Raw genomic sequence first — 21,858 nt, forward strand, 5'->3', positions numbered from 1 at the left:
GCCGTGCCACACCCGTGGCCAGAAGTGGGGGTGTGCGTGAGGTGGGGTGGTGCGTGAAGTGCGTTGGTGGGTGAGGTGAGGGTCAGCGCATCGGGTCGAACGGCTTGAGCTGCTCGACCTGCTTGCCGGTGACCATGGTCTCGGCGAGGAGGCGACCGGTGACCGGGCCGAGGGTGATGCCCCACATGCCGTGGCCACCCGCGGCGAACACGCGCGGCGACTTGGTGGCGCCGATGAGCGGCAGGCCGTCGACGGTGCAGGGACGCGAACCGACCCACTCGTCCTGGCGGTTGTCGAGGTCGGCGCCGCGCAGCAGCGGGCGGGCGGCGTCGGCGATGGCCTGGATGCGGCGCTGGTCGAGCGCGGCCTCGGGCTTGCGGAACTCCATCATCCCGGCGACGCGCAGGCGGTCACCGATGGGCGTGCAGGCGACGCGCTGGGCCGGGAAGTAGACCGGGCCGTTCGGCACGTGGTCGATCGCGACGGAGAACGAGTACCCGCGGCCGGCCTGGACGACGTTCTTGACGCCGAACTGACGCGCGAGCTTGCCGAGCCAGGCGCCGGTCGCGAGCACCGCGGCATCGAACTCCTCGACCGAGCCCTCGACCGTGGTGACGACGACGCCGGTGCCGGTGTCGCGGATGTCGGCCACGGTCGCGGCGTCCATGATCTTGCCGCCGCGCGCCTTGACCGAGTCGGCCAGCGCGTGGACGTAGGTGCCCGGGTCGATGAACCGCTGGCCCTTGAGCAGGATGGCCGCGCCGATCTCGTCGGACAGGCTCGGCTCGATGGCCCGGGCCTGGTCGCCGGTGAGGGCGTCGAACTCGATGTCCTGGCCCGCGGCGTGGATGTGCTCGATCTCCTCGAGCAGCGTCACCCGCTCGGCCTCGGTGCGGTAGGACGCGAGGAACGACTTCGCCTCACGGGTCTCGGCCTGGACGCCACCGTCGCGCAGCAGGTCGAAGCTCTCCAGCGACAGATCGTTGACGGGCACCAGCGAGCCCATGGCCTTCTTCCACTGCTTCATCGTCGAGTTCTTGGTGAACCCGGTGACGAACTTGAGGAACTTGGGGTCGGCGCTCGGCGGCACGTAGACCGGCGAGGACGGCGACAGCACGGCGCGCAGGCCGTACTTGAGGACAGCCGGCTCCGGCAGCGGGGTCGCGATTCCCGGCGTCAGCCACCCGGCGTTGCCCCACGACGAACCCGCGGCGACACCCTCGCGGTCGAGGACGGTCACCTCCACACCGTGCTCCTGGAGGAACCAGGCGGTCGACAGACCGACCATGCCGGCGCCGACGACGGCGACGCGCTGGGGGACGGGGAGACCTGCTGCGGTGATGGGAGCCATGCATCGAGCGTGACAGTGCACCGGGTACGCCGCCTTGTCCCGGCGGCATGAATCTCACCTCACTACTTGTGTTCCGAACACAAGCCGCGCGATGCTGGAGGGGTGCTCGCCGTCACCGACCTCGTGGCCACCCTCGGTGGCCTCCTCGCCCTCGGTGTGGAGCATGACGGGGCCGAGGTCGACGACCTCACCATCGCCGAACCGGGTCAGGGGATCGTGGGTCAGCCGGGTGACCTGGTGCTGGGAGTGGGCGTGGAGTCGGCCGAGGCCGCGGCCGACCTCGTGCGCCGCGCTGCCTCGGCCGGCGCCGGAGGGGTGGTGCTGCGACGGAGCATCGCCCGGAGGCGCACGGTCCGCGACCGGGCCCGGCGCAGCGGGATCGCCCTGGTTGAGCTGGCGGAGCAGGCGTCCTGGGCCCACCTCGTCTGGCTGCTGCGTGGCGTCATCGACCGGGCGGCAGTCGGACCGGGGCGGCGCGACGACGCCCCCGTGCAGGACGACCTGTTCGCCCTCGCCGACGCGGCCGCCGCGCTCGTCGACGCCCCCGTCACGATCGAGGACGCCCAGTCGCGGGTGCTCGCCTACTCCTCGCGCCAGGACCTCGCCGACCCCGCCCGGGTGTCGACCATCGTGGGCCGGCGTGTGCCGGACGAGGTGCTCGCGACCCTGCGCGCCCAAGGAGTCTTCCGCCGGTTGGCCCGGTCGGCGGAGCCGGTCTACGTCCCGGCCTCCGGAGGCACCAAGCCTCGACTGGTCATCCCCGTGCGCGCGGGCGGTGAGTGGCTGGGTTCCATCTGGGCGGTGGTGGAGGAGCGCCCGCCCGCCGCCCTCGTCAGCGAGCTGGTCCAGACCTCCTCGGTCGTCGCACTGCACCTGCTGCGGCTGCGCGCGCAGGCCGACCTCTCGCGTCGCGTCGCGGCGGACCGCCTGCGTGGGGTCCTCTCCGGAAACGTCGCCGGCGCGGAGGACTGGCTGCCCCCCGGCCCGTGGCGCGTCGTCGCCCTCGGCGGCGAGGGCGACCCCGTCCGGCTGCTCGACCTCTGGGAGTCCGTCTGCCGTCGCCACGCGTGGAACCAGCCGCTGCTCGCCGACCTCGACGGCCGGGTGTATGCCGTCGTGCGGGCTGCCGAGGACGAGTCGCCGGGCACCTGGGTCTGGCTGGGCTCCGTGGTCGCCCAGGCGCGCGACGAGGCGGTGCCGCTGACGGCGCGGGCCGGCCGCACGGCATACGGGCCGGGGGAGCTGGAGCGCTCGCGAGGCGAGGCGCAGGAGACCGACCGCGTGGTGGGCCCGGCTGTTGCGGTCGCCACCCACGAGGAGGTGTGGGCGGAGGTGACCATCGCGCGTGCAGCGAGCACGCTGGTCGGCGACCCGCTGGGGCCGCTCGAGGTGTTGCGGGACCACGACGCCGAGCACCACAGCGACTACCTGCGGACGCTCGCCGCCTGGCTGGACCACCCGGGCGCTCCCACGCGCGCCGCGCACTCGATCCACGTGCACCCCAACACGATGCRCTACCGGATGTCCCGCATCGCCGACCTCGCGGGCCTCGACCTCGACGACGCGACCGTGCGCCTCGCGGTCCGCCTGCAGATCGCGGCGGCGTCGGGTTAGTCCACGCTTGCGGGCCTGACTCCTTGACGCTGCGGGCCTCGCTTCGCTGCGTTGCCTCCGCGTCGGCGTCGTCAGTCCACCCAGTAGTTGTCGTGGTACCGCATGAACTCGTCGCGCTCCTGCTCGGTCATCGTCTCGCCGGCGGCGACGCGGGCCAGTCCCTCGAAGTAGGCCTCCCGCGGTGCGCCGGGAGCGAAGTGCAGCAGCATCGACGCCGGTCCTGACTCGTTCCGGAAGCCGTGCAGCCCACCGGGAGGGACGTGCGCGTAGTCGCCCGCGCGGGTGACGTTCCAGCGGGCTCCGTCGAAGATGCTGACCTCGCCGGACAGGATGTAGAACGACTCGGCGATGGTCTTGTGGAAGTGCGAGTCCGGACCGCTCGGCGGGCCCGCGAACTCCCAGCGGTAGAGGCCGAAGAGCCGCCCGGTCGAGTCGCCGCTCGACAGGTAGTGGACCCGGTTTCCATTGGGGTAGACCACATCTGGCGCCGCGCTGCTCAGTCGGATGGTCGCGCTGACCTCGCCGGCGGTGCCGTCATAGAGGGGCGGTGGATAACTCATGCCAGCCATCCTGCCCCGTCGTCAGGGGGGCCGCAGGTCAGACGGTGACGGGGGCGGGGAGGCGGTGCAGGGCGTCGACCAGGGGAGCCAGCTCGGGCGTCTCCTCGGCCTGGCGGATCGCCAGCTCGAGCACCCGGTCATGGGTCGGGCGGGCAGCGTCGAGCAGCGTGACGCCCGCAGGGGTGAGCTCGGTGTAGATGCCGCGCCGGTCGTCGGCACACAGGATGCGGCGGATCAGCGTGCGGTCCTCCAGTCGGTTGACCAGACGGGTGGTCGCGCTGTTGGACAGGGCTGCGGCCCTCGCCAGCTGCGACATCCGCATGTGCCAGCCGTCCTGGCGCGACAGGGCGTCGAGCACCGTGAACTCCACGACGGACAGGTCGTGGGAGCTGGTCAGCTCACGCTCGAGGGAGGACTCGATCAGCCCGTGCAGCGCGGCGAGGGTCCGCCAGCCCTGGGCGCGGATCTCGACGGCGTCGTCTGCGATTCCCATGCACCGATCATAGCCCGCATTTGCAACAAACCGCGCCTGCAACTAACTTGGTGCATGCGCTGGTAGTTGCACACGCGGCATACCCTCGCGTGGATCCCCGACTCGAAACCCGCACGACCACGAAACCGCACACCCTCCACTTCGCCGGAAGGCACGACATGCCCCTCGCACTCCTCGCCCTGGCCATCGGCGGCTTCGGCATCGGACTCACCGAGTTCGTCATCGCCGGGCTGCTCCCCGACGTGGCGGCAGACTTTCGCGTCGACGAGGCGACAGCCGGCTGGCTGATCTCGGGCTATGCCCTGAGTGTCGCGGTTGGCGCCATCGGCCTCACCGCCGCGGTGACCCGGTTCAACCGCAAGCACGTCCTCACCGCGTTGATGGTGCTCTTCATCGCGGGCAACCTCGTGTCCGCCGTCGCCCCGTCCTACGAGGTGCTGCTGCTCGGCCGGATCCTCGCGGCGCTGACCCATGGCGCGTTCTTCGGCATCGGCGCCGTGGTCGCGGGCAACCTCGTCGCACCGGAGAAGAGGGCCGGGGCCATCGCGATGATGTTCGCCGGGCTCACGACCGCCAACGTCCTCGGGGTTCCGTTCGGCACGTTGTTGGGCCAGCAGCTGGGGTGGCGGGCGACCTTCTGGGCGATCACGGTGATCGGGGTGCTGGCGCTCATCGGCATGGCGACCCTCGTGCCGTCACAGCCGGTCTCGCGCGACGACCCCGGCCTGCGCGGTGAGCTGGGCGCCTTCCGGTCAGCACAGGTGTGGCTCTCGCTGCTCGTGACGGTGCTGGGTTTCGGCGGGATGTTCGGCGCCTTCACCTACATCGCCTACACGCTCACAGAGGTGTCCGGGTTCGCCCCGTCGACCGTGCCGTGGCTGCTGGTCCTCTTCGGCCTGGGCCTGTTCGCCGGCAACTGGGCCGGGGGCAAGGCAGCCGACCGCTCGGTCTCGCGGACACTCGTCCTCGTGCTCGCGGCCCTCACCGTGGTGATGGCCGTGTTCGCGCTGACCGCCGCGTCGCCGGTGATGGCGGTGGTGTCGCTCGTGCTCATGGGTGGGTTCGGGTTCGCCACGGTGCCCGGGCTCCAGATGCGGATCATGACGTATGCCGGGTCGGCACCGACCCTGGCCAGCGGCGCCAACATCGCGGCGTTCAACCTCGGCAACGCCGCGGGGGCCTGGCTGGGAGGGGTCACCATCAGCCCCGGTCTCGGCTACGCCTCGACCATCTGGGACGGCGCGGCCCTCAGCCTCGGAGCCCTGGTCGTCGTGCTGGTGGCCGACCGCCTCGCCCGCCGCTCCCGTCGCCGCGCGGACGTCGCCGCGCGGCACCACGCGGCATACGCGCCGGTCCCCACCCCCTGACCCCCATCCAGCAACCTTTGCTAGCAAAGGAAACTGGATGACGGACAGGTTGCAACGTGTCCGCCAACAAGCAACCTTTGCTGGCAAAGGTTGCTGCGTGAGCTCGGGGTGAGTGGGTTACCAGGGGTGGACGCGGGACAGCAGGTCGGCGTAGCGGGCCAGGACCGTTGCGCCGCTGTCGTCGCCGGGTGGGTCCAGCGTCGTCTCGATCCGGACCTCCCACGAGGGCGGCTCCGGTGCGCCGCCGAGGACCCAGGCGGCCTGCCGTGCGGCGCCGAGCCCGACGTACTCACCTGGCGCGGGGATGGCGACCGGCACACCGAAGAGGCCGGGTGCCACCGCACGCACGGCTCCCGAGGCGGAGGCCCCGCCGATCAGCAGCACCCGCTGGACCGGGATACCGAGGTCGCGCAGGTCGTCCACCCCCGCGACGAGGTTGGCCAGCATCCCCTCGACCGCGGCCCGCGCGAGGTTCTGAGGTGTCGTGTTGGCGCGAGTCATCCCGCCGAGGGTGCCGGTGGCCTCGGGCAGGTTGGGCGTGCGCTCCCCGTCGAGGTAGGGGAGCAGGGTCAGCCCGCCCGCGCCGGGCTCGGCGCCCAGCGCCAGCCGGTCCAGACCCGCCAGGTCGGTCCCCAGCAGCTGGGCAGYCGCCGCCAGCACCCGGGCGGCGTTGAGCGTGCACATCAGGGGCAGGTGCCCACCGCTGGCGCTCGCGAAACCGGCCACGTCGCCACTGGGGTCCCTGACGGGGGTGGGGCAGTCGGCGAACACGGCGCCACTGGTGCCCAGCGACACCACCACGTCTCCGGGACGCAGCCCGAGGCCCAGGGCGGCGCCGGCGTTGTCACCCGTGCCCGGCCCGACGACCACTCCAGCCTCCGTGGTGCCTGCTGCCTCGCACGGGCCGAGCACGCGAGGCGTGCCGAACTCGCGTCCGAAGGCGAGCCGCTGGAGGTCGGGCAGGTAGACCCCCTCGGCCGGCGAGAAGTACCCCGTGCCGGAGGCATCGCCGCGATCCGTCACGTGACCCTCGAACGCGTTGCCCTGCTTGAGGATCTGGCCGGTCAGCCAGTCGTGTGGCAGGACCACCTGGGCGACGCGGGCGGCATTCTGCGGCTCGTGCTCGGCCAGCCACCGCACCTTCGTGACGGTGAAGCTCGGCACAGGCACCGACCCGGTGCGCTCCACCCAGGCGGCCGCCCCCAGCTCCTCGACCAGGTCCCGCGAGGCCTGCGCCGAGCGGGTGTCGTTCCACAGGAGCGCGTCACGCACCACCTCGCCGGACTCGTCCAGCGCGCACATGCCGTGCTGCTGGCCGCCCACCGAGAGGGCCGACACGCCTTCGAGCAGGCCGTCTGAGGTCGCCGTCCCGAAGGCCTCCCACCAGCGGTCGGGGTGCACCTCCGTGCCGTCGGGGTGCGGTGCGCGGCCGGTCCGCACGATCTCGCCGGTCGCGGCGTCACAGACCACGACCTTGGTCGACTGCGTGGACGAGTCGACCCCGGCGACGAGGGTGCGTGGGGCGTCGGGCATGGATTCCTCCGGTCGATGGTGCTGCGTCCGCTGGGGCTGGATCAGAGCTGAGGGGTGATGGGTGCCGGGTCAGAGCTGAGGGGTGATGACGGACTTGATCGCACCAGGGGTGTCACGGGCCGCGGTCAGCGCGGCGGCCGTCTCGGCCAGCGCGAACCGGCCGGTCACGAGCCGCTCCAGGTCGACCTGCCCCGAGGCCGCCAGGGCGATGGCGGTCGGCCACGTACCGGCATAGCGGAAGGTGCCCGTGACGACCAGCTCGCGTTCCTGGACGACGGACAGCGGCAGGGGCAGCTCGTCGCCGCCCATCCCGACCAGTACCGCCCGTCCGGCCGGAGCCAGTGCGCGGATGCCGTCGCCCGTGGCGCCGGGGTGGCCCGAGCACTCGAGGAGCACCTCGGGAGCCGGCCGACCGGCATACCCGGTGGTGATGCTCTGGTCACCGGAGGCGATGGTGCGCGTCGCGCCGAGCTCGGTGGCCACGGCGAGCCGCTGCGCGTTGAGGTCGGCGACGACGATCTCGCTGGCACCGCACGCCCGCGCCACCTGGACGCACACCAGGCCGATCGGTCCGGCACCGGTGACGAGGACCCGCGACCCTGGGCCGACCCCACCCTTGCGACAGGCCCAGACCCCGACCGAGAGGGGCTCGAGCAGCGCCGCGGCCTCATCGCTCACCGAGTCGGGGACGGCGTGGGCGAAGGCGTGGTGGATCGTCACGAGCTCGGCGAGCGACCCGTCGACCGGGGGCGTGGCGTGGAACCGCATGTCGGGACACAGGTTGTAGCGCCCGCCCAGGCACTGCTCGCACGCGCGACACGGGACCCCGGGCTCGATCGAGACGCGCTGGCCCACCCGGGCGCTGTCCACGTCGCCGCCCACGGCTTCGATGACCCCCGACGCCTCGTGGCCGAGGACCAGCGGCGACTCCACGACGAAGCGCCCGATCCGGCCGTGGTCGAAGTAGTGCGTGTCGGAGCCACAGACGCCGACGGCGTGCACACGGACCAGGACCTCGTCGGCGGCAGGGGTGGGTGTGGGCCGCTCGACCACCTCCACGTCGCCGGGCCGGTTCAGCACTGCGACGCGCATCGGCTCACCCTTCTCCGGCGCCTGCCGTGGCGCTCCAGGCCTCCAGCGTCGCCCGCGCCCCCAGGGTGCGCAACCGCTCCAGGGCGTGGAGGTATGCCGCGGCGAACCGTTCGTCGTCGGCCAGGCCACCGAACAGGTCACGGTCGCGCAGGAAGGCCAGCGGGTCGTCCTGCTGCCTGGCCGCCGCGGCCATGACCCGCTCCTTGAGCCGGTCGACCACCTCGATTAGGTCGCCCTGCTCGTCGACGCCTTCGGCGTACCGGGCCCAGGAGGCCACCACCAGCGCGGACAGCTCGATCTCGCCGCCGCTGCGCAGGTTCGCGTTGATCACGGGCACCAGCCACTTGGGGATGCGGTCGCTCGACTCGGCACACAGCCGGGCGAGGGTGTCGCGCACCTCCGGGTTCGCGAAGCGTTCGACGAGCTGGTGGCGGTAGGCGTCGAGGTCCACTCCCGGTACCTCGGGCAGGGTCGGGCTGCCTTCGCGCTCCATGTAGGACAACAGGAACCGGGCGAACAACGGGTCCTGGCACACCTCATGGGCGTACCGGTAGCCCGCCAGGAAACCGAGGTAGCACAGCGCCTGGTGGCTGGCGTTGAGCAGCCGCAGCTTCATCAGCTCGTACGGCACGACGTCGTCGACCATCTGGACGCCGGCCTCCTCGAACGGCGGACGGCCCTGCCCGAAGCGGTCCTCCAGCACCCACTGGGTGAACGGTTCGCACACCACTGGCCAACCGTCGGTGACGCCGAAGTCCGCGCCCAGAAGCTCGACGTCCTGCGCGGTCGTCACCGGCGTGATCCGGTCGACCATGCAGTTGGGGAAGGCCACCTCGGCCTCCATCCAGTCCGCGAGCTCGGGATCCTTGAGCCGGGCGAAGGCACAGATCATCCGCTTCGCGACGTCGCCGTTGTCGGGCAGGTTGTCGCAGCTCATCACGGTGAACGGTGCGCGTCCCTCGGTGCGCCGACGGGCCAACCCTGCCGTGATGAACCCGAAAACCGTTGCGGGAGAGGCGCCTCCGGCAAAGTCGGCAGCCAGGTCGGCCTGGATCGAGGGGTCGGACGAGTCGAACTCGCCGCTCGTCTGGTTGACGAGGTAGCCGCCCTCGGTGATGGTCAGCGACACGATCCGGGTCTGGTCGTCGGCGAGCCGGTCGACGACGGCCTTGGGGTTGTCGGGCGCGAACATCACCTCTGTGACCGCACCGATCACGCGCGGTTCGCGGTGGCCATCCGGGTGCTTCACGATGAGCGTGTAGAGCCCGTCCTGCGCACGCAGGGTGTCGATGATCCTGCGGTCGTGGGGCAGCACGCCGACGCCGCACAGCCCCCACTCGAGGGCCAGGCCCTTGTTCATCAGCGCATCGAGGTACATCGCCTCGTGGGCACGGTGGAAGCCGCCCACGCCGAAGTGCACGATGCTCGCGGTGACCTTCGAGCGGTCGTATGCCGGTCGGCGCACCTCCTCACCCAGCTCACCGAGGGTGTGCTGGGACAAGGCGATCGGGGCCGCTCCCGTCACTTCACCGCGCCCATCGACAGGCCCTGGACCAGCTTGTCCTGGGCCGCGAAACCCGCGGCGAGGACGGGTAGCGACACGACGAAGGACGCCGCGCACACCTTGGCGAGGAACAGGCCTTGGCTGGTCACGAAGCCAGTCAAGAACACCGGCGCCGTTCCCGCCACCGTGCTGGTCAGCACCCGGGCGAGCAACAGCTCGTTCCAGCTGAAGATGAAGCAGATCAGCGCGGCCGAGGCGATGCCCGGCATCACGACGGGAGCGACGATGTCCTTGAGGGTCCTGGTCAGGCTCGCACCGTCGACCGAGGCTGCCTCGAGCATCTCGACCGGCACCTCTGCCAGGAACGAGCGCAGCATCCACACCGCGATCGGGAGGTTCATCGAGGTGTAGAGCAGGATCAGCCACCAGATGTTGTCGAGCAGTCCGACCTTCTGGGCGAACAGGTACAGCGGCAGGATGCCGGCCACGATCGGCAGCATCTTGGTCGAGAGGAAGAAGAACAGGACGTCGGTCCACTTCTTCACCGGACGGATCGACAGGGCATAGGCCGCGGGGAAGGCGAGCACCAGGACGAGGATGGTCGACAGGACGCTGGCGGTCAGCGAGTTGAGCAACGGTGGCCAGGGGCCGGCGTCGAAGAAGGAGCGGTACCCGTCGAGCGAGAGCGGTGCGAAGAAGTCGGGTGGGTTCTTGGCCGCGTCGTTCTCGTTGTGCAGTGAGGTGAGGATCATCCACAAGACCGGTAGGGCGAACAGGATGCCCACGATCCACGCAGCGGCGGACAGGATCACCCCGCTGCGTGGAGGCTTGGCGTGGTTGATCTCCTGCGTGGGGGTGGTGGTTGTCATCGGGGCCCCCGCGAAGTATCGGAGTGACGAAGGAACGGAGAACTTTGTGGGGTGATTTTCATCAGGAGTCCTCCCGGAACAGGCTGAACGCGGTCCGCAACGCGGCGGTCGCGATGACGATCGTGCCGATGACCACGACGACGCCGGCAGCCGACGCCCGGCCGTAGTCCTGGGCCGTGTAGAACGTCTGGTAGATGAAGTACGGCAGGTTGGCCGTGCCCAGGCCGCCGGACGTGATCGTGAAGACGTGGTCGAAGTTCTGCACCACGTAGATCGCCCCGAGCAGGCCCGACAGCTCGATGTACTGGCGCAGGTGCGGCAGCGTCATGGTGGTGAAGATCTGCCAGCTGCTGGCCCCGTCGATGCGCGCGGCCTCGACGACGTCGAGCGGCCGGCTCTGCAGTCCTGCCAGCAGGATCAGCATCATGAACGGCGTCCACTGCCACACGAGCGCGGCGATGATCGCCGCCAAGGGGTTGTTGGTGATCCAGTCCGGCTGCGGTGCGTTCTCGCCGAAGAGCGTCTTGAGCAGCCCGTTGAACAGGCCGTACTCCGGGTTGTAGAGCGCGTGCTTCCAGAGCAGGGCCGCAGCCACGGGAACGATGAGGAACGGCGTGATCATCATCGTGCGCACCACGCCCTGCCCGCGGAACTTGCGGTCGAGCAGCAGGGCGATGCCCAGGCCCAGCACCAGGCAGATCAGGACGACCGAGACGGTCAGCAGGATCGTGACCCAGACGGCCTTGCGGGTGTTGGTGTCGGTGAAGACCCGGGCGAAGTTGTCCACGCCGGCGAAGCCGCGCTCGTCCGGGTAGTAGGCGTTCCAGTTCATGAACGAGATGACGATCGTCGCGACGAACGGCAGCTGGGTCATCAGGATCGTGAAGATGAGGGCCGGCAGCAGCGGCGCCCGGCGGGCCCAGTCGCCGGAGCGCTGGAGCGCCTTGCTCGGAGCCGATGGCCCGGTGGCCTTCGCGGTCCTGGTGGCGGTCGAGGACGACATCACTGACCCCTTGCCTGGTAGCGCTCGGCGACGTCTTCGGCGAGCTGCTGGCCCCGTTTCAACGCGTCGTCGACCGACGTCTTGCCAGCGATCGCCGAGCTGACGTCCTGGCTGACCTGGGTCCCGAGGTCGGGGAACTCGGGGATGTCGACGAACTGGATCCCGATGGCGGGCCGGGGTTGCACGCCGGGGTTCTCCGGGTCGGCGGCCTCGATGGCTGCCCTGGTCGGGTCGGCGAAGGCCGAGGCGACCTTGAGGTACTCGGGGTTCTCGTAGGTCGAGGCACGCTTGCCCGCCGGGACGCTGGTCCAGCCGACGGTGCTGCCCACGAGGTTCTCGTACTTCTTCCCGCTGGCCCACGAGATGAACTTCCAGGCGTTGTCCTTCTTCGTGCTGGCCTGCTGGATCGACCAGGACCACGCGTAGAGCCAGCCGGAGGAGTCGGTGTTCACCACGGGGGCGGGGGCGTAGCCGAACTTGCCCTTGTTGGGGGAGTCGTCCGCCTCGAGCGATCCTGCGGCAGACGTGGCGTCGTACCACATGGCCACGTTGCCCTGGACGAGGTTGTTGAGGCACTCGGTGAAGCCTGCCTGGGGTGCGCCCTTCTCACCGTGGGCGCGCACCAGGTCGACGTAGAAGTTCACCGCCTCCTTGAACTCGGGGGCGTCGACCCTGGGCGTCCAGTCCTTGTCGAACCACGTGCCCCCGAACGTGTTGACGACCGTCGTCAGGGGCGCGAAGAGCTGTCCCCAGCCGGGCTGGCCGCGCAGGCAGATCCCCTTCATGCCGGGCTCGGCCCCGTCGACCTTGGCGGCGATGTCGGCGACCTCCTGCCAGGTGGGCTTGGCGGGCATCGTGATGCCCTTGGCCGCGAGGACGTCCTTGCGGTACATGAGGAAGGAGGACTCCCCGTAGAACGGCTCGCCGTAGACCTTGCCCTCGCTGGACAGCGAGGTGGTCATCGACTTGAGGATGTCTGCCTGGTCGAACTCGGTGTCCGCCGCGAGGTAGGAGTCGAGCGGCGCGATCCACTTCGCCTTGGCATAGATGGGGATCTCGAAGTTGCTCAACGACGCCACGTCGTACTGGCCGGCCTGGCTGGAGAACTCCTGGCTGATCTTGTCCCTCACGTCGTTCTCGGGCAGCACCGTGAAGTTGACCCGGATGCCGGTCTCCTTGGTGAAGTTGTCGGCTGTCAGCTTCTGGAGGTCGACCATCTGGGGGTTGTTGACCATGAGGACGTTGATGCTGTCCGCGCCACCGCCCCCCACGCCGCCTCCGCCCCACCCGGCACAGGCCGACAGGCTGAGCGCCAGGCCGGTCGCCCCCGCGACCAGCGTGGCCTTGGAGTTTCGACTTCGCACGCGTCCTCCTCCGTCGCCAGTGACGGCGTCAGTTTGACTGGTGCTCATATGAGCGCCACAATGCCCAAACGAGTAAGACGAGTAAATCCTCGCAACGCGAACCTGTCAACGGCAAGGATGTGCACGTGATCGACGACGGCCCCGCAGAGCTGGTGATGCTGGCTGCCGTCGCGCGTCGGCACTACCTGCAGAACCAGTCGAAGGTCGAGATCGCCGACGAGCTCGGGATCAGCCGGTTCAAGGTCGCGAGGATGCTGGAGACCGCACGCGAGCGCGGGCTGGTCCGCATCGAGATCGTCCGCCAGGGATCCCTCGACGTCGACGCCTCCGCGCGGCTCCAGGAGCGCTTCGGCCTGGCCCACGCCGTGGTCGTGGACACCGCCGACGCCGACACGGGGGCAGTGCGACACCTGCTGGGCCGCGCGGCGGCAGACCTGCTCTCGGAGATCCTGGTGGACGGCGACGTCCTCGGGCTGCCGTGGTCGCGCAGCGTGCATGCCGTGGTCGCCGCACTGACGAGTCTCCCGCGCGTGGAGGTGGTCCAGCTGACCGGAGCGATCGCCCTGCCCGACTTCGACAGCAGCGCCGTGGACATCGTCCGCCGGGCCGCCCGCTTGTCCGGCGGGAAGGCGCATGTCTTCTATGCCCCTTTTGTCCTCGACACCAAATCCAGCGCCGATGCTTTGCGTCGTCAGCCGGCGGTGGTGGACGGCCTGGCGAGGGCGTCGGTCGTGACCAAGGCGGTCGTCGGCATCGGAGCCTGGGAGCGCGGCGAGTCGACGATCCACGACCTGCTCGAGGACACCGAGCAGCGCGACCTCGCCAGCCGGGGAGTCATCGGCGAGCTGGCCGGCATCTTCTTCGACCGGAACGGAAAAGCGTTGCGGCCCAAGGTCGCTGCGCGTCTGATCACCATGGATCCCGACGACCTCGCCAGGGTGCCTGAGGTCATTGCGGTGGTYGCCGGCGCCTCCAAGGCGAAGGCGGTCAGAGCCGCTCTCGACGGCGGTCTGGTCCAGGGCCTGGTCGTCGACGCAAACCTCGCGGACGTGCTGCTCGCGGGCTGAGCGACGCCCGGGTTTGGCTGGCCTCTAATCGGGTAGAAAGCACGTATCCGACCAACGTCGCGAAGGGTATCTCTTGCGCTAATGCCGTGATGCTGGCATGGTCGAACTCGGATGTAAGCGCTTTCAACGACGAAAGGCAGACCTGTGGCGACCGGTTCGACACCCACGAGCGGGACGACGATCTACTCCGTCGCCGAGCTTGCCGGTGTCTCGATCGCCTCGGTGTCCAGAGTCCTCCAGGGGTCCACGTCCGTGTCCGAGAAGACCCGCCAACGGGTCCTCGAGGCGGCCGACGAGCTCAGGTACGTGCCTCTCGCCGCCGCCAGAAGCCTCGCCGTGCGCCACCACGAAGCCCACGGGCTGGTGCTCCCCGAACTCTCGGGCCCCTACTACTCCGAGCTCCTCATGGGCTTCGAGTCGCGGGCGGCCGAGCTCGGGCAGAGCGTCGTGCTCATGCTGGCGGAGGGCAAGACCGACCTCGCCCGCGCTGTCCGCAATCTCGCAACGCGCGTCGACGGACTGGCCATGCTTGGCTCGGCGGCCATTCCCGAGAGCACCGTGACGGCGTTGCACGGCTCCAAACCCGTTGTCCTCATTGCCGGAGACCCGCGTCCGGACATCGACACCGTCACCTCGGAGAACACCGGGAGTGCGGAGGAGATCACCAGCCACGTGCTGGCACACGGCCGCGAGAGCCTCCTCTTCGTCGGCGACCCGGCCTCCGGCCCGGATGCGCGCGACCGGTATGCCGGCTTCGTCGCCGCCCACGAGGCGGCTCGCCGCGTTGCCGCCGAGCCGCTGCGGATCCCCTTGCGGGAGAGTGACGGCACCGCCCTGGCCGAGCGACTCCTGTCCGGGGAGCTGTCGGCTGACGCGCTCGTCTGTGCGAACGACGAGCTCGCACTGGCCGTGATGAAGCGACTGCGCGAGGGCGGCAAGGTCGTCCCCGACGACATCGCGATCGTCGGCTGGGACGACGTCATGACCGCTCGCTACGTCGAGCCCGGCCTGACCACCGTGCGTCAACCCGTCCGCGAGCTCGGCGCGCTCGCTGCCGACCGCCTCCACGAGCGCATCACCGGCGCACCCGTCGGCGACGCGCCCCGCGTCATCCCGACCAGCCTGGTGATCCGTTCGTCCTGCGGCTGCCCGCCCGGAGCCGCGCCCAGCTGAGCCAGCCGGGCGGCATACCCCCATGCCTCCCACCCGAAGCACACCTGCCGTTGTCCCCGTCCCCCCGATGAAAGAGAGAAACCCGATGAGACGCACCTCCGCCATGGCGGTCGCGACGATTGCCGCCGCAGCGCTCACCCTGACGGCCTGCGGCCGTGGTGATTCAGGCTCGACCGCAAGCGAGACAGGCAAGGACGTCAGCTCAGGCAAGGCCACCGGAACCATCACCGTCTGGGCGATGGGCGCAGAGGGCGAGAAGCTCCCCGCGCTGGCCAAGGAGTTCGAGACCGCCAACCCGGGCGCCAAGGTCAACGTGACCGCGATCCCGTGGGACGCGGCCTACCAGAAGTTCACCACCGCGATCACGGCCGGCACCACGCCGGACGCGGCGATGGTGGGCACCACCTGGATGGGTGAGTTCGCCGGCAACGACGCGCTCGACCCGACTCCTCCGGCGATCGACAAGTCCGCCTTCTTCGAGGGCGCCCAGAAGACGACGGAGGTCGGAGGCACCTCCTTCGGCGTCCCGTGGTACGTCGAGACGCGTCTGGTCTACTACCGCAAGGACCTCGCCAAGAAGGCCGGCTTCGAGACCCCGCCCAAGGACTGGGAGGGCCTGAAGGCCATGGCCAAGGCGATGCAGACCAAGGCCGGTGCCAAGTACGGCATGGGCTTCCAGGCCGGCGGTGTCGGCTCCTGGCAGTCGATCATGCCGTTCGGCTGGTCCAACGACGCCGACCTCACCAAGGACGGCGGCAAGGCCTACAACTTCGACAGCCCCGAGGTCCTCGAGGCCGTGAAGTACTACCAGAGCTACTTCAACGACGGCATCTCGGACAAGGCGGCTCCGGCCACCCCGACCACCGAGCCCGACTTCGCCAGCGGCAAGGTGCCGATGTTCATCTCGGGCCCGTGGATGATGTCCGCGGTCGAGAAGGTCGGCGGCGCCGGCTTCAAGGACAAGTACGACGTCATGCCGATCCCGGCGAAGACCAAGTCGTCGTCCTTCGTCGGTGGCTCCGACCTCGTGGTGTTCAAGAAGTCCAAGCAGCGCGACACCGCCTGGAAGTTCATCCAGTGGCTGAGCGACCCCAAGACCCAGGTCAAGTGGTACCAGTCCTCGACCGACCTCCCCGCGGTCAAGGCCGCCTGGCAGGACCCGGCCCTCACGGCTGACACCAAGCTCGCCGTGTTCGGCAAGCAGCTCGAGACCGCGCAGGCCCCGCCCACCTTCCCCACCTGGGAGCAGGTCGTCGCCAGCTTCGACACCGAGATGGAGAAGGTCACCAAGAAGGGTGCCGACCCCGCTGCGGCCCTCAAGACCGTGCAGCAGCAGGCTGACTCGATCGGCACCGGCCAGTAGTCATGGCCACCACCACCGAGGTGACCCCGCGCGGGGAGACGGGCAACACCAGCCCGTCCCCCCGCCGGGGAGGCGCCGGCGGGCGGGCCCCCCGCGAGGGGCGGGCGGCGTGGATGCTCGCGCTGCCGTTCTGCCTGCTCTTCCTGGTCTTCACCGCGTGGCCCGTGCTCCAGTCGCTCTTCATGAGCTTCACGGACACCAAGTCCCGCGACCTGCGGAGCCCGTTCTCGGTCAACATCGTGGGCCTCGACAACTTCACGAAAGCCTTCTCCGATCCCGTCTTCCGCAAGGCGGCGCTCAACACCGCCTACTTCGTCGTCATCGGTATGCCGCTCACCCTGGGCATCGCGCTGGCAGCGGCGATTGCGCTGGACAAGGGCATCACCCGGTTCAGGTCGGCCTTCCGCCTGGGCTTCTACACGCCGGTGATCACCTCGATCGTTGCCGTGGCCGTCGTCTGGCGGTTCCTCCTCCAGGAGGAGTTCGGCCTCATCAACACCGCGCTCGGCTGGGTCGGCATCACCGGACCCAACTGGCTCGGCGACCCGAACTGGTCGATGCCCGGCCTGATCCTGATGGCGGCGTGGCGCAACTTCGGCACCGCCATGATCATCTTCCTGGCGGGTCTGCAGGGCGTGCCGTGGGTGCTCCACGAGGCCGCCCAGATCGACGGGGCCGGCGCGTGGCAGCGATTCCGGCACATCACGCTGCCGACGCTGCGACCGACCCTGCTCTTCGTGTCGGTCACCACCTCGATCGGCTACCTGCAGTTCTTCGAGGAGCCGTTCGTCATGACCAACGGTGGCCCGCTCAACAGCACCATCTCGATGTCCATGTACACCTACAAGCAGTTCGGCTTCGGCAACTACGGCTACGCGGCCTCGATGAGCTACATCATCTTCATCGTCATCGCGATCGTGGCCGCCATCCAGTTCCGCCTGCTGCGTGACAACACGTGAGGTCGTCATGAGTGCACAAGCCCGCGGCCGCTGGTGGCTCTACGCCCTGCTGACCGTGCTCCTGGTCGCCGTCATCGCACCGTTCGTCTGGATGATCCTGGGCAGCTTCAAGACCCAGGGTGAGCTGCTCCAGAGCCCGCCGACCTGGTTGCCGCAGACGGCGACCCTGGACAACTACACGCAGCTGTTCTCCCGGCTCAACTTCAAGCAGTACTTCTACAACTCGACCGTTGTCGCCGTCGCCGTGACCGCAGGCAACCTGCTGTTCTGCTCGATGCTCGGCTACGCGCTGGCGATGCTCAACTTCAAGGGCAAGAAGGCGCTGTTCGGGGTGGTCATGGCCACGCTGATGATCCCGGGCGTCGTGACGTTCGTGCCGCTGTTCGTCCTCGTGGCCAACATCGGCCTCATCGACAGCCTGCCCGGACTGATCCTGCCGTTCCTGGTGACGCCGTTCGGAGTGTTCCTGATGCGGCAGTTCTTCCTCGGCCTGCCGCGCGACCTGCTCGACGCGGGCCGGGTCGATGGTGCCGGCGAGCTGCGGATCTTCCGGCAGATCTTCCTTCCGCTGGCCGGACCCGCGCTGGCCACGTTGGGGATCCTCACGTTCCTCGGCAGCTGGAACAACTTCCTCTGGCCGTTGGTCGTGGCCCAGCAGGAGCAGCACTACACGCTGCCGGTGGCCCTCGCGCTCTACTCCACCGGCCAGAACTCCACCCAGTACGGGCTCCTCCTCGCCGGCGCCACCGTCGTCGTGCTGCCCGTCCTGATCGTCTTCCTCGTCTTCCAGCGTCGCTTCATCGAAGGAATCGCGACCACCGGAATCAAGTAACCGCCGTCGCCGGTGGGCCGCCCACCGGCAGACGCAGCACTGACGGCACCTGGCAACACAAGGAACCAACCCCTGATTGGAGCCTCACCCATGGCCAGCACCTCCTCCCTCATCCTGCCCAGCCCCTCCCGCCGCCAGCTGCTCGTCGGCGCGGGCGCGGTCGCCGCAGCCGGCCTCACGGCCACCCGCGCCTCGGGGAGCGCCTCCGCGGCACCCGCGGCACCGGCATACATCCGCTCGCGCACCTCGTTGGCCGCGGACCCCGTCCGCGTCCGCACCTGGGCGGCCGACACCTGGCACAGCCTCGTCGCGATGACCGACGAGAAGACCGGTCTGCCCGCGGACAACATCCCCGAGTCCCTGGGCGCAGCGGATCGGTCGGGCTACACCTCGCCGACGAACATCGCCGGCTACCTGTGGTCCGCCGTGGTCGCGCGCGAGCTGGGCATCATCTCCAAGGCCGAGTGCACCAAGCGCCTCATCCAGACCCTGACCACGGTGCTGCGCCTGGAGCACCACACTCCCAGCGGTCAGTTCTACAACTGGTACGACGAGGCATCCGGTGACGTCATCACGACGTGGCCGACCGACGGCAACCGGGTCTACCCGTTCTGCTCCTCGGTCGACAACGGGTGGCTGGGCGCCGCCCTCAAGGTCGTCATGTCGGCCGACAAGGGCGCCGCACCCCTGGCCCGACGCATCTTCGGCCGGATGCGCTGGGACATGTACTACGACACCAACGCTTCCCGGAAGCCCGGGCTCATCTACGGCGGCTTCTACCCGGGCACGCCGCCCGACACCGACAACTTCGCCCTCGGCAACACCATCGGCGTCGGCCCGGACGTCTGGTACACGAAGAACCACCACTACGACACGACTGTCTCCGAGACGCGCATCACGAGCTACCTCGGCATCATCACCGGCCAGATCCCCGCCTCGCAGTACTTCGCGATGTGGCGAACCTTCCCCGGAGACTGCGGCTGGAACTGGCAGGAGATGCAGCCTGTCGGGCAGACGCACACCTATCTGGGTGTCGAGGTCTTCGAGGGCGCCTACACCTACCGTGGCATGCACGTCGTGCCCGGCTGGGGCGGCAGCATGTTCGAGGAGCTCATGCCGGACGTGTTCGTGCCGGAGTCCAGCTGGGCACCCCGGTCCTGGGGTCTCAACCACCCGCTCCACGTGCGCGCCCAGCGCGAGCACGGGCTCATCGAGGCGGACTACGGCTTCTGGGGCTTCTCCCCGTCGAGCAACCCCGTTGGCGGCTACCGCGAGTACGGCGTGGACGTGCTCGGCCTCAAGCCCGACGGCTACTTCTCCGACCAGGAGAACACCGACGTCAAGCTGGCCTACGACGGCTGCCGAGACGCGCTCAACCCCACCCCGACCTTCGGCGACGGCGTCGTGACGCCGCACGCGGCGTTCCTCGCGATGATGCACGAGCCCGACCACGCCTTCACGAACCTCGCGAAGATCCAGGACGAGCTCAAGGCCTACGGCAAGGGCGGCTTCTTCGATGCCGTGGCCGTGCGATCGGGCACGATCGCACGCCGCTACCTCGCCCTCGACCAGGCCATGGTCATGGGCGCCATCGGAAATGTGTTGGGCGACAACGTGATTCGTCGGGCCTTCAGCACCCCTGACGTCGAGCGGGCCCTGCGCCCGGTCATCGGTATGGAAGAGTTCGGCGCCGGCATCGCCTAGCCGCCCCCGGTCCCGTCGCGTGCCCCGGGCACCCTCCTGATAGGCCCAGGGCGCGCGGCGCCGGGGACGCCTTCGTCGAGACGACGCGGGCCGACCCGGCACCACGACCCACAGCGACGATGCACAACCCCGACGCACAGCCACGACTGAGAGGACCCCATGCACCCGGTCAGGAAGACCAGCCCCGAGGGAGTCGAGTACCGCGACCTCAACGGGAACGACCGCATGGATCCGTTCGAGGACCCTCGCCTGACCGTCGAGGAGCGGGTCGCCGACCTCGTGCCCCGACTCTCCCTGGAGGAGAAGGTCGGCCTGATGTTCCAGACCGTCATCGAGGCCGGCGGCGACGGCACGGTCAAGGAGGCCCCGGGCGACATCAGCAAGTCGGGCACCTCTGACGTGGTGCTCCGCAAGCACCTCACCCACTTCAACGTCCACGCGCTCGACGACGCCCGCATGGCCGCCCGCTGGCACAACGCGCTCCAGGCCATCGCCGAGCAGGCGCCCCACGGCATACCGGTCACGATCTCCACGGACCCCCGGCACGCGTTCATCGAGAACGCCGGTGCCTCGTTCGCCGCCAAGGCGTTCTCGCAGTGGCCCGAGTCGCTCGGGTTGGCGGCCCTTCGCGACCCGGCGCTGGTGCGCGAGTTCGGTGACATCGCCCGCCAGGAGTACTGCGCCGTCGGGATCCGCGCCGCCCTGCACCCCACCCTCGACCTCGCCACCGAGCCGCGATGGGCCCGCCAGTCGGGCACCTTCGGCCAGGACCCCGACCTCGTCACATCGCTCGCCGTGGCGTATCTCCAGGGTTTCCAACAGGATTCGCTCGGGCCGGGCAGCGTCGCCTGCACGAGCAAGCACTTCCCCGGCGGAGGTCCGCAGAAGGACGGCGAGGACGCGCACTTCCCCTATGGCCGCGAGCAGGTCTATCCGGGCGATCGGTTTGCCGACCACCTCAAGCCGTTCCCACCGATCATCGAGGCCGGGACCGCGGCGATCATGCCGTACTACGGGATGCCCATCGCGCTCGAGGTCGACGGCGAGAAGATCGAGGAGGTCGGCTTCGGCTTCAACAAGCAGATCATCACCGGGCTGCTGCGCGGCACCCTCGGCTACGACGGAGTCGTCGTCACGGACTGGGAGCTCGTCAACGACAACCACGTGGGAGACCAGGTGCTGCCCGCGCGGGCCTGGGGGGTCGAGCACCTCGACCCGGCGGCCCGGATGGAGCTGATCATCGAGGCCGGGTCGGACCAGTTCGGCGGCGAGGAGTGTGTCGAGCTGCTGCTCGACCTGGTCGCCGAGGGCCGGGTGTCCGAGTCACGGATCGACGAGTCCGTGCGCCGGCTGCTGGCCGTGAAGTTCCGGCTCGGACTGTTCGACGACCCGTTCGTCGACGAGGACGCTGCCGCAGACACGGTGGGACGCAAGGACTTCCGCGCTGCCGGGTATGCCGCGCAGGCACGGTCGGTGACCATCCTCCAGAACGGCGCGGAGCGGCATACCCCTGTGCTGCCGTTTGCCCGAGGGCAGCGCATCTATGCCGAGAACATGTCGCCCGAGGCTGTCGCCGTGCTCGGCGAGCAGGTCGACCGGCCTGAGGACGCCGACATCGCGCTCGTGCGGCTGATGGCGCCGTTCGACCCGAGGTCCGACCTCTTCCTGGAGTCGTGGTTCCACCAGGGCTCGCTCGACTTCCCGCCCGGCCTGGTGTCGCGGCTGGCCCGCATCGCGGCCCACTGCCCGCTGGTCGTCGACGTGGTCCTGGACCGACCCGCCGTCCTCACGCCGCTGCTGCCCCTGGCCAGTGCGCTGGTCGGCAGCTACGGCACGAGCGACGAGGCGCTGGTCGATGCGCTGACAGGCACCGTCGCGCCCGTGGGCCGGCTGCCGTTCGACCTGCCGCGATCCATGGAGCAGGTCCGTCGGCACGGCGAGGACGTCCCCGGGTACGACGACCCGTTGTTCGCCTTCGGGCACGGCCTGGCGCTGTAGCCCGCCCCCCGG

General features: G+C 69.6%; 18 protein-coding genes. 9 read left to right on the plus strand and 9 right to left on the minus strand.

Annotation, left to right across the window (positions count from 1 at the left end; genetic code table 11):
• Positions 1-82: 82 nt before the first annotated feature.
• On the minus strand, positions 83-1,351 hold the full coding sequence (locus AC1DVZ_RS03765) for an NAD(P)/FAD-dependent oxidoreductase (protein WP_477616844.1): 1,269 nt from the start codon (positions 1,349-1,351) through the stop codon (positions 83-85).
• Positions 1,352-1,453: 102 nt separating this feature from the next.
• Between AC1DVZ_RS03765 and AC1DVZ_RS03770 the strand changes: the two genes are divergently transcribed.
• Positions 1,454-2,965, plus strand: coding sequence for a PucR family transcriptional regulator (locus AC1DVZ_RS03770; protein WP_477616845.1), 1,512 nt, complete (start codon positions 1,454-1,456; stop codon positions 2,963-2,965).
• A gap of 71 nt (positions 2,966-3,036) precedes the next feature.
• On the opposite strand, the gene AC1DVZ_RS03775 is transcribed toward AC1DVZ_RS03770, so the two are convergent.
• Together AC1DVZ_RS03775 and AC1DVZ_RS03780 are read right to left on the minus strand one after the other, a co-directional pair.
• Positions 3,037-3,525 (minus strand): cupin domain-containing protein, encoded by a 489-nt coding sequence (locus AC1DVZ_RS03775; RefSeq protein ID WP_477616846.1) that lies wholly within the window; start codon positions 3,523-3,525, stop codon positions 3,037-3,039.
• Between the two features lie 37 nt (positions 3,526-3,562).
• Positions 3,563-4,018 (minus strand): MarR family winged helix-turn-helix transcriptional regulator, encoded by a 456-nt coding sequence (locus tag AC1DVZ_RS03780; RefSeq protein WP_477616847.1) that lies wholly within the window; start codon positions 4,016-4,018, stop codon positions 3,563-3,565.
• A 158-nt stretch (positions 4,019-4,176) separates the two neighbouring features.
• Here AC1DVZ_RS03780 and AC1DVZ_RS03785 point away from each other — a divergent pair, with 158 nt between their 5' ends.
• Positions 4,177-5,385 carry an MFS transporter gene (locus AC1DVZ_RS03785; protein WP_477616848.1) on the plus strand — a complete coding sequence of 403 codons (1,209 nt, stop codon included), beginning with the start codon at positions 4,177-4,179 and terminating at the stop codon, positions 5,383-5,385.
• Between the two features lie 117 nt (positions 5,386-5,502).
• On the opposite strand, the gene AC1DVZ_RS03790 is transcribed toward AC1DVZ_RS03785, so the two are convergent.
• From AC1DVZ_RS03790 to AC1DVZ_RS03815, 6 genes are all read right to left on the minus strand, one after another.
• Positions 5,503-6,918, minus strand: a complete 1,416-nt coding sequence (locus tag AC1DVZ_RS03790) for a xylulokinase (protein WP_477616849.1) — start codon at positions 6,916-6,918, stop codon at positions 5,503-5,505.
• Positions 6,919-6,987: 69 nt separating this feature from the next.
• Entirely contained in the window at positions 6,988-8,010 is a 1,023-nt protein-coding gene (locus tag AC1DVZ_RS03795; protein ID WP_477616850.1) for an NAD(P)-dependent alcohol dehydrogenase, read from the minus strand.
• A 4-nt stretch (positions 8,011-8,014) separates the two neighbouring features.
• Positions 8,015-9,535 carry a mannitol dehydrogenase family protein gene (locus tag AC1DVZ_RS03800; RefSeq protein WP_477616851.1) on the minus strand — a complete coding sequence of 507 codons (1,521 nt, stop codon included), beginning with the start codon at positions 9,533-9,535 and terminating at the stop codon, positions 8,015-8,017.
• Complete coding sequence (locus AC1DVZ_RS03805; protein WP_477616852.1) at positions 9,532-10,383, minus strand: carbohydrate ABC transporter permease; 852 nt, start codon at positions 10,381-10,383, stop codon at positions 9,532-9,534. The genes AC1DVZ_RS03800 and AC1DVZ_RS03805 overlap by 4 nt, the downstream gene beginning before the upstream one ends.
• A gap of 61 nt (positions 10,384-10,444) precedes the next feature.
• The gene (locus AC1DVZ_RS03810) at positions 10,445-11,386 is read right to left on the minus strand and encodes a carbohydrate ABC transporter permease (RefSeq protein WP_477616853.1); all 942 of its coding nucleotides are present in this window, start codon (positions 11,384-11,386) and stop codon (positions 10,445-10,447) included.
• Positions 11,386-12,750 (minus strand): ABC transporter substrate-binding protein, encoded by a 1,365-nt coding sequence (locus AC1DVZ_RS03815; protein ID WP_477616854.1) that lies wholly within the window; start codon positions 12,748-12,750, stop codon positions 11,386-11,388. The genes AC1DVZ_RS03810 and AC1DVZ_RS03815 overlap by 1 nt, the downstream gene beginning before the upstream one ends.
• 125 nt (positions 12,751-12,875) lie before the next feature.
• Here AC1DVZ_RS03815 and AC1DVZ_RS03820 point away from each other — a divergent pair, with 125 nt between their 5' ends.
• From AC1DVZ_RS03820 to AC1DVZ_RS03850, 7 genes are all read left to right on the plus strand, one after another.
• Positions 12,876-13,817, plus strand: coding sequence for a sugar-binding transcriptional regulator (locus AC1DVZ_RS03820; protein WP_477616855.1), 942 nt, complete (start codon positions 12,876-12,878; stop codon positions 13,815-13,817).
• Between the two features lie 144 nt (positions 13,818-13,961).
• The gene (locus AC1DVZ_RS03825) at positions 13,962-14,990 is read left to right on the plus strand and encodes a LacI family DNA-binding transcriptional regulator (RefSeq protein WP_477616856.1); all 1,029 of its coding nucleotides are present in this window, start codon (positions 13,962-13,964) and stop codon (positions 14,988-14,990) included.
• 85 nt (positions 14,991-15,075) lie between these two features.
• Positions 15,076-16,353: a sugar ABC transporter substrate-binding protein gene (locus AC1DVZ_RS03830; protein ID WP_477616857.1), complete on the plus strand. Its 1,278-nt coding sequence runs from the start codon at positions 15,076-15,078 to the stop codon at positions 16,351-16,353.
• Positions 16,354-16,355: 2 nt separating this feature from the next.
• On the plus strand, positions 16,356-17,312 hold the full coding sequence (locus tag AC1DVZ_RS03835; protein ID WP_477616858.1) for a carbohydrate ABC transporter permease: 957 nt from the start codon (positions 16,356-16,358) through the stop codon (positions 17,310-17,312).
• Between the two features lie 7 nt (positions 17,313-17,319).
• The gene (locus AC1DVZ_RS03840; protein ID WP_477616859.1) at positions 17,320-18,144 is read left to right on the plus strand and encodes a carbohydrate ABC transporter permease; all 825 of its coding nucleotides are present in this window, start codon (positions 17,320-17,322) and stop codon (positions 18,142-18,144) included.
• A 90-nt stretch (positions 18,145-18,234) separates the two neighbouring features.
• Positions 18,235-19,848: a glucoamylase family protein gene (locus AC1DVZ_RS03845; protein ID WP_477616860.1), complete on the plus strand. Its 1,614-nt coding sequence runs from the start codon at positions 18,235-18,237 to the stop codon at positions 19,846-19,848.
• A gap of 159 nt (positions 19,849-20,007) precedes the next feature.
• The gene (locus AC1DVZ_RS03850; RefSeq protein ID WP_477616861.1) at positions 20,008-21,846 is read left to right on the plus strand and encodes a glycoside hydrolase family 3 protein; all 1,839 of its coding nucleotides are present in this window, start codon (positions 20,008-20,010) and stop codon (positions 21,844-21,846) included.
• The last annotated feature ends 12 nt before the right edge of the window (positions 21,847-21,858 follow it).

The sequence above is a fragment of the Pedococcus sp. P2_E5 genome, assembly GCF_056403895.1.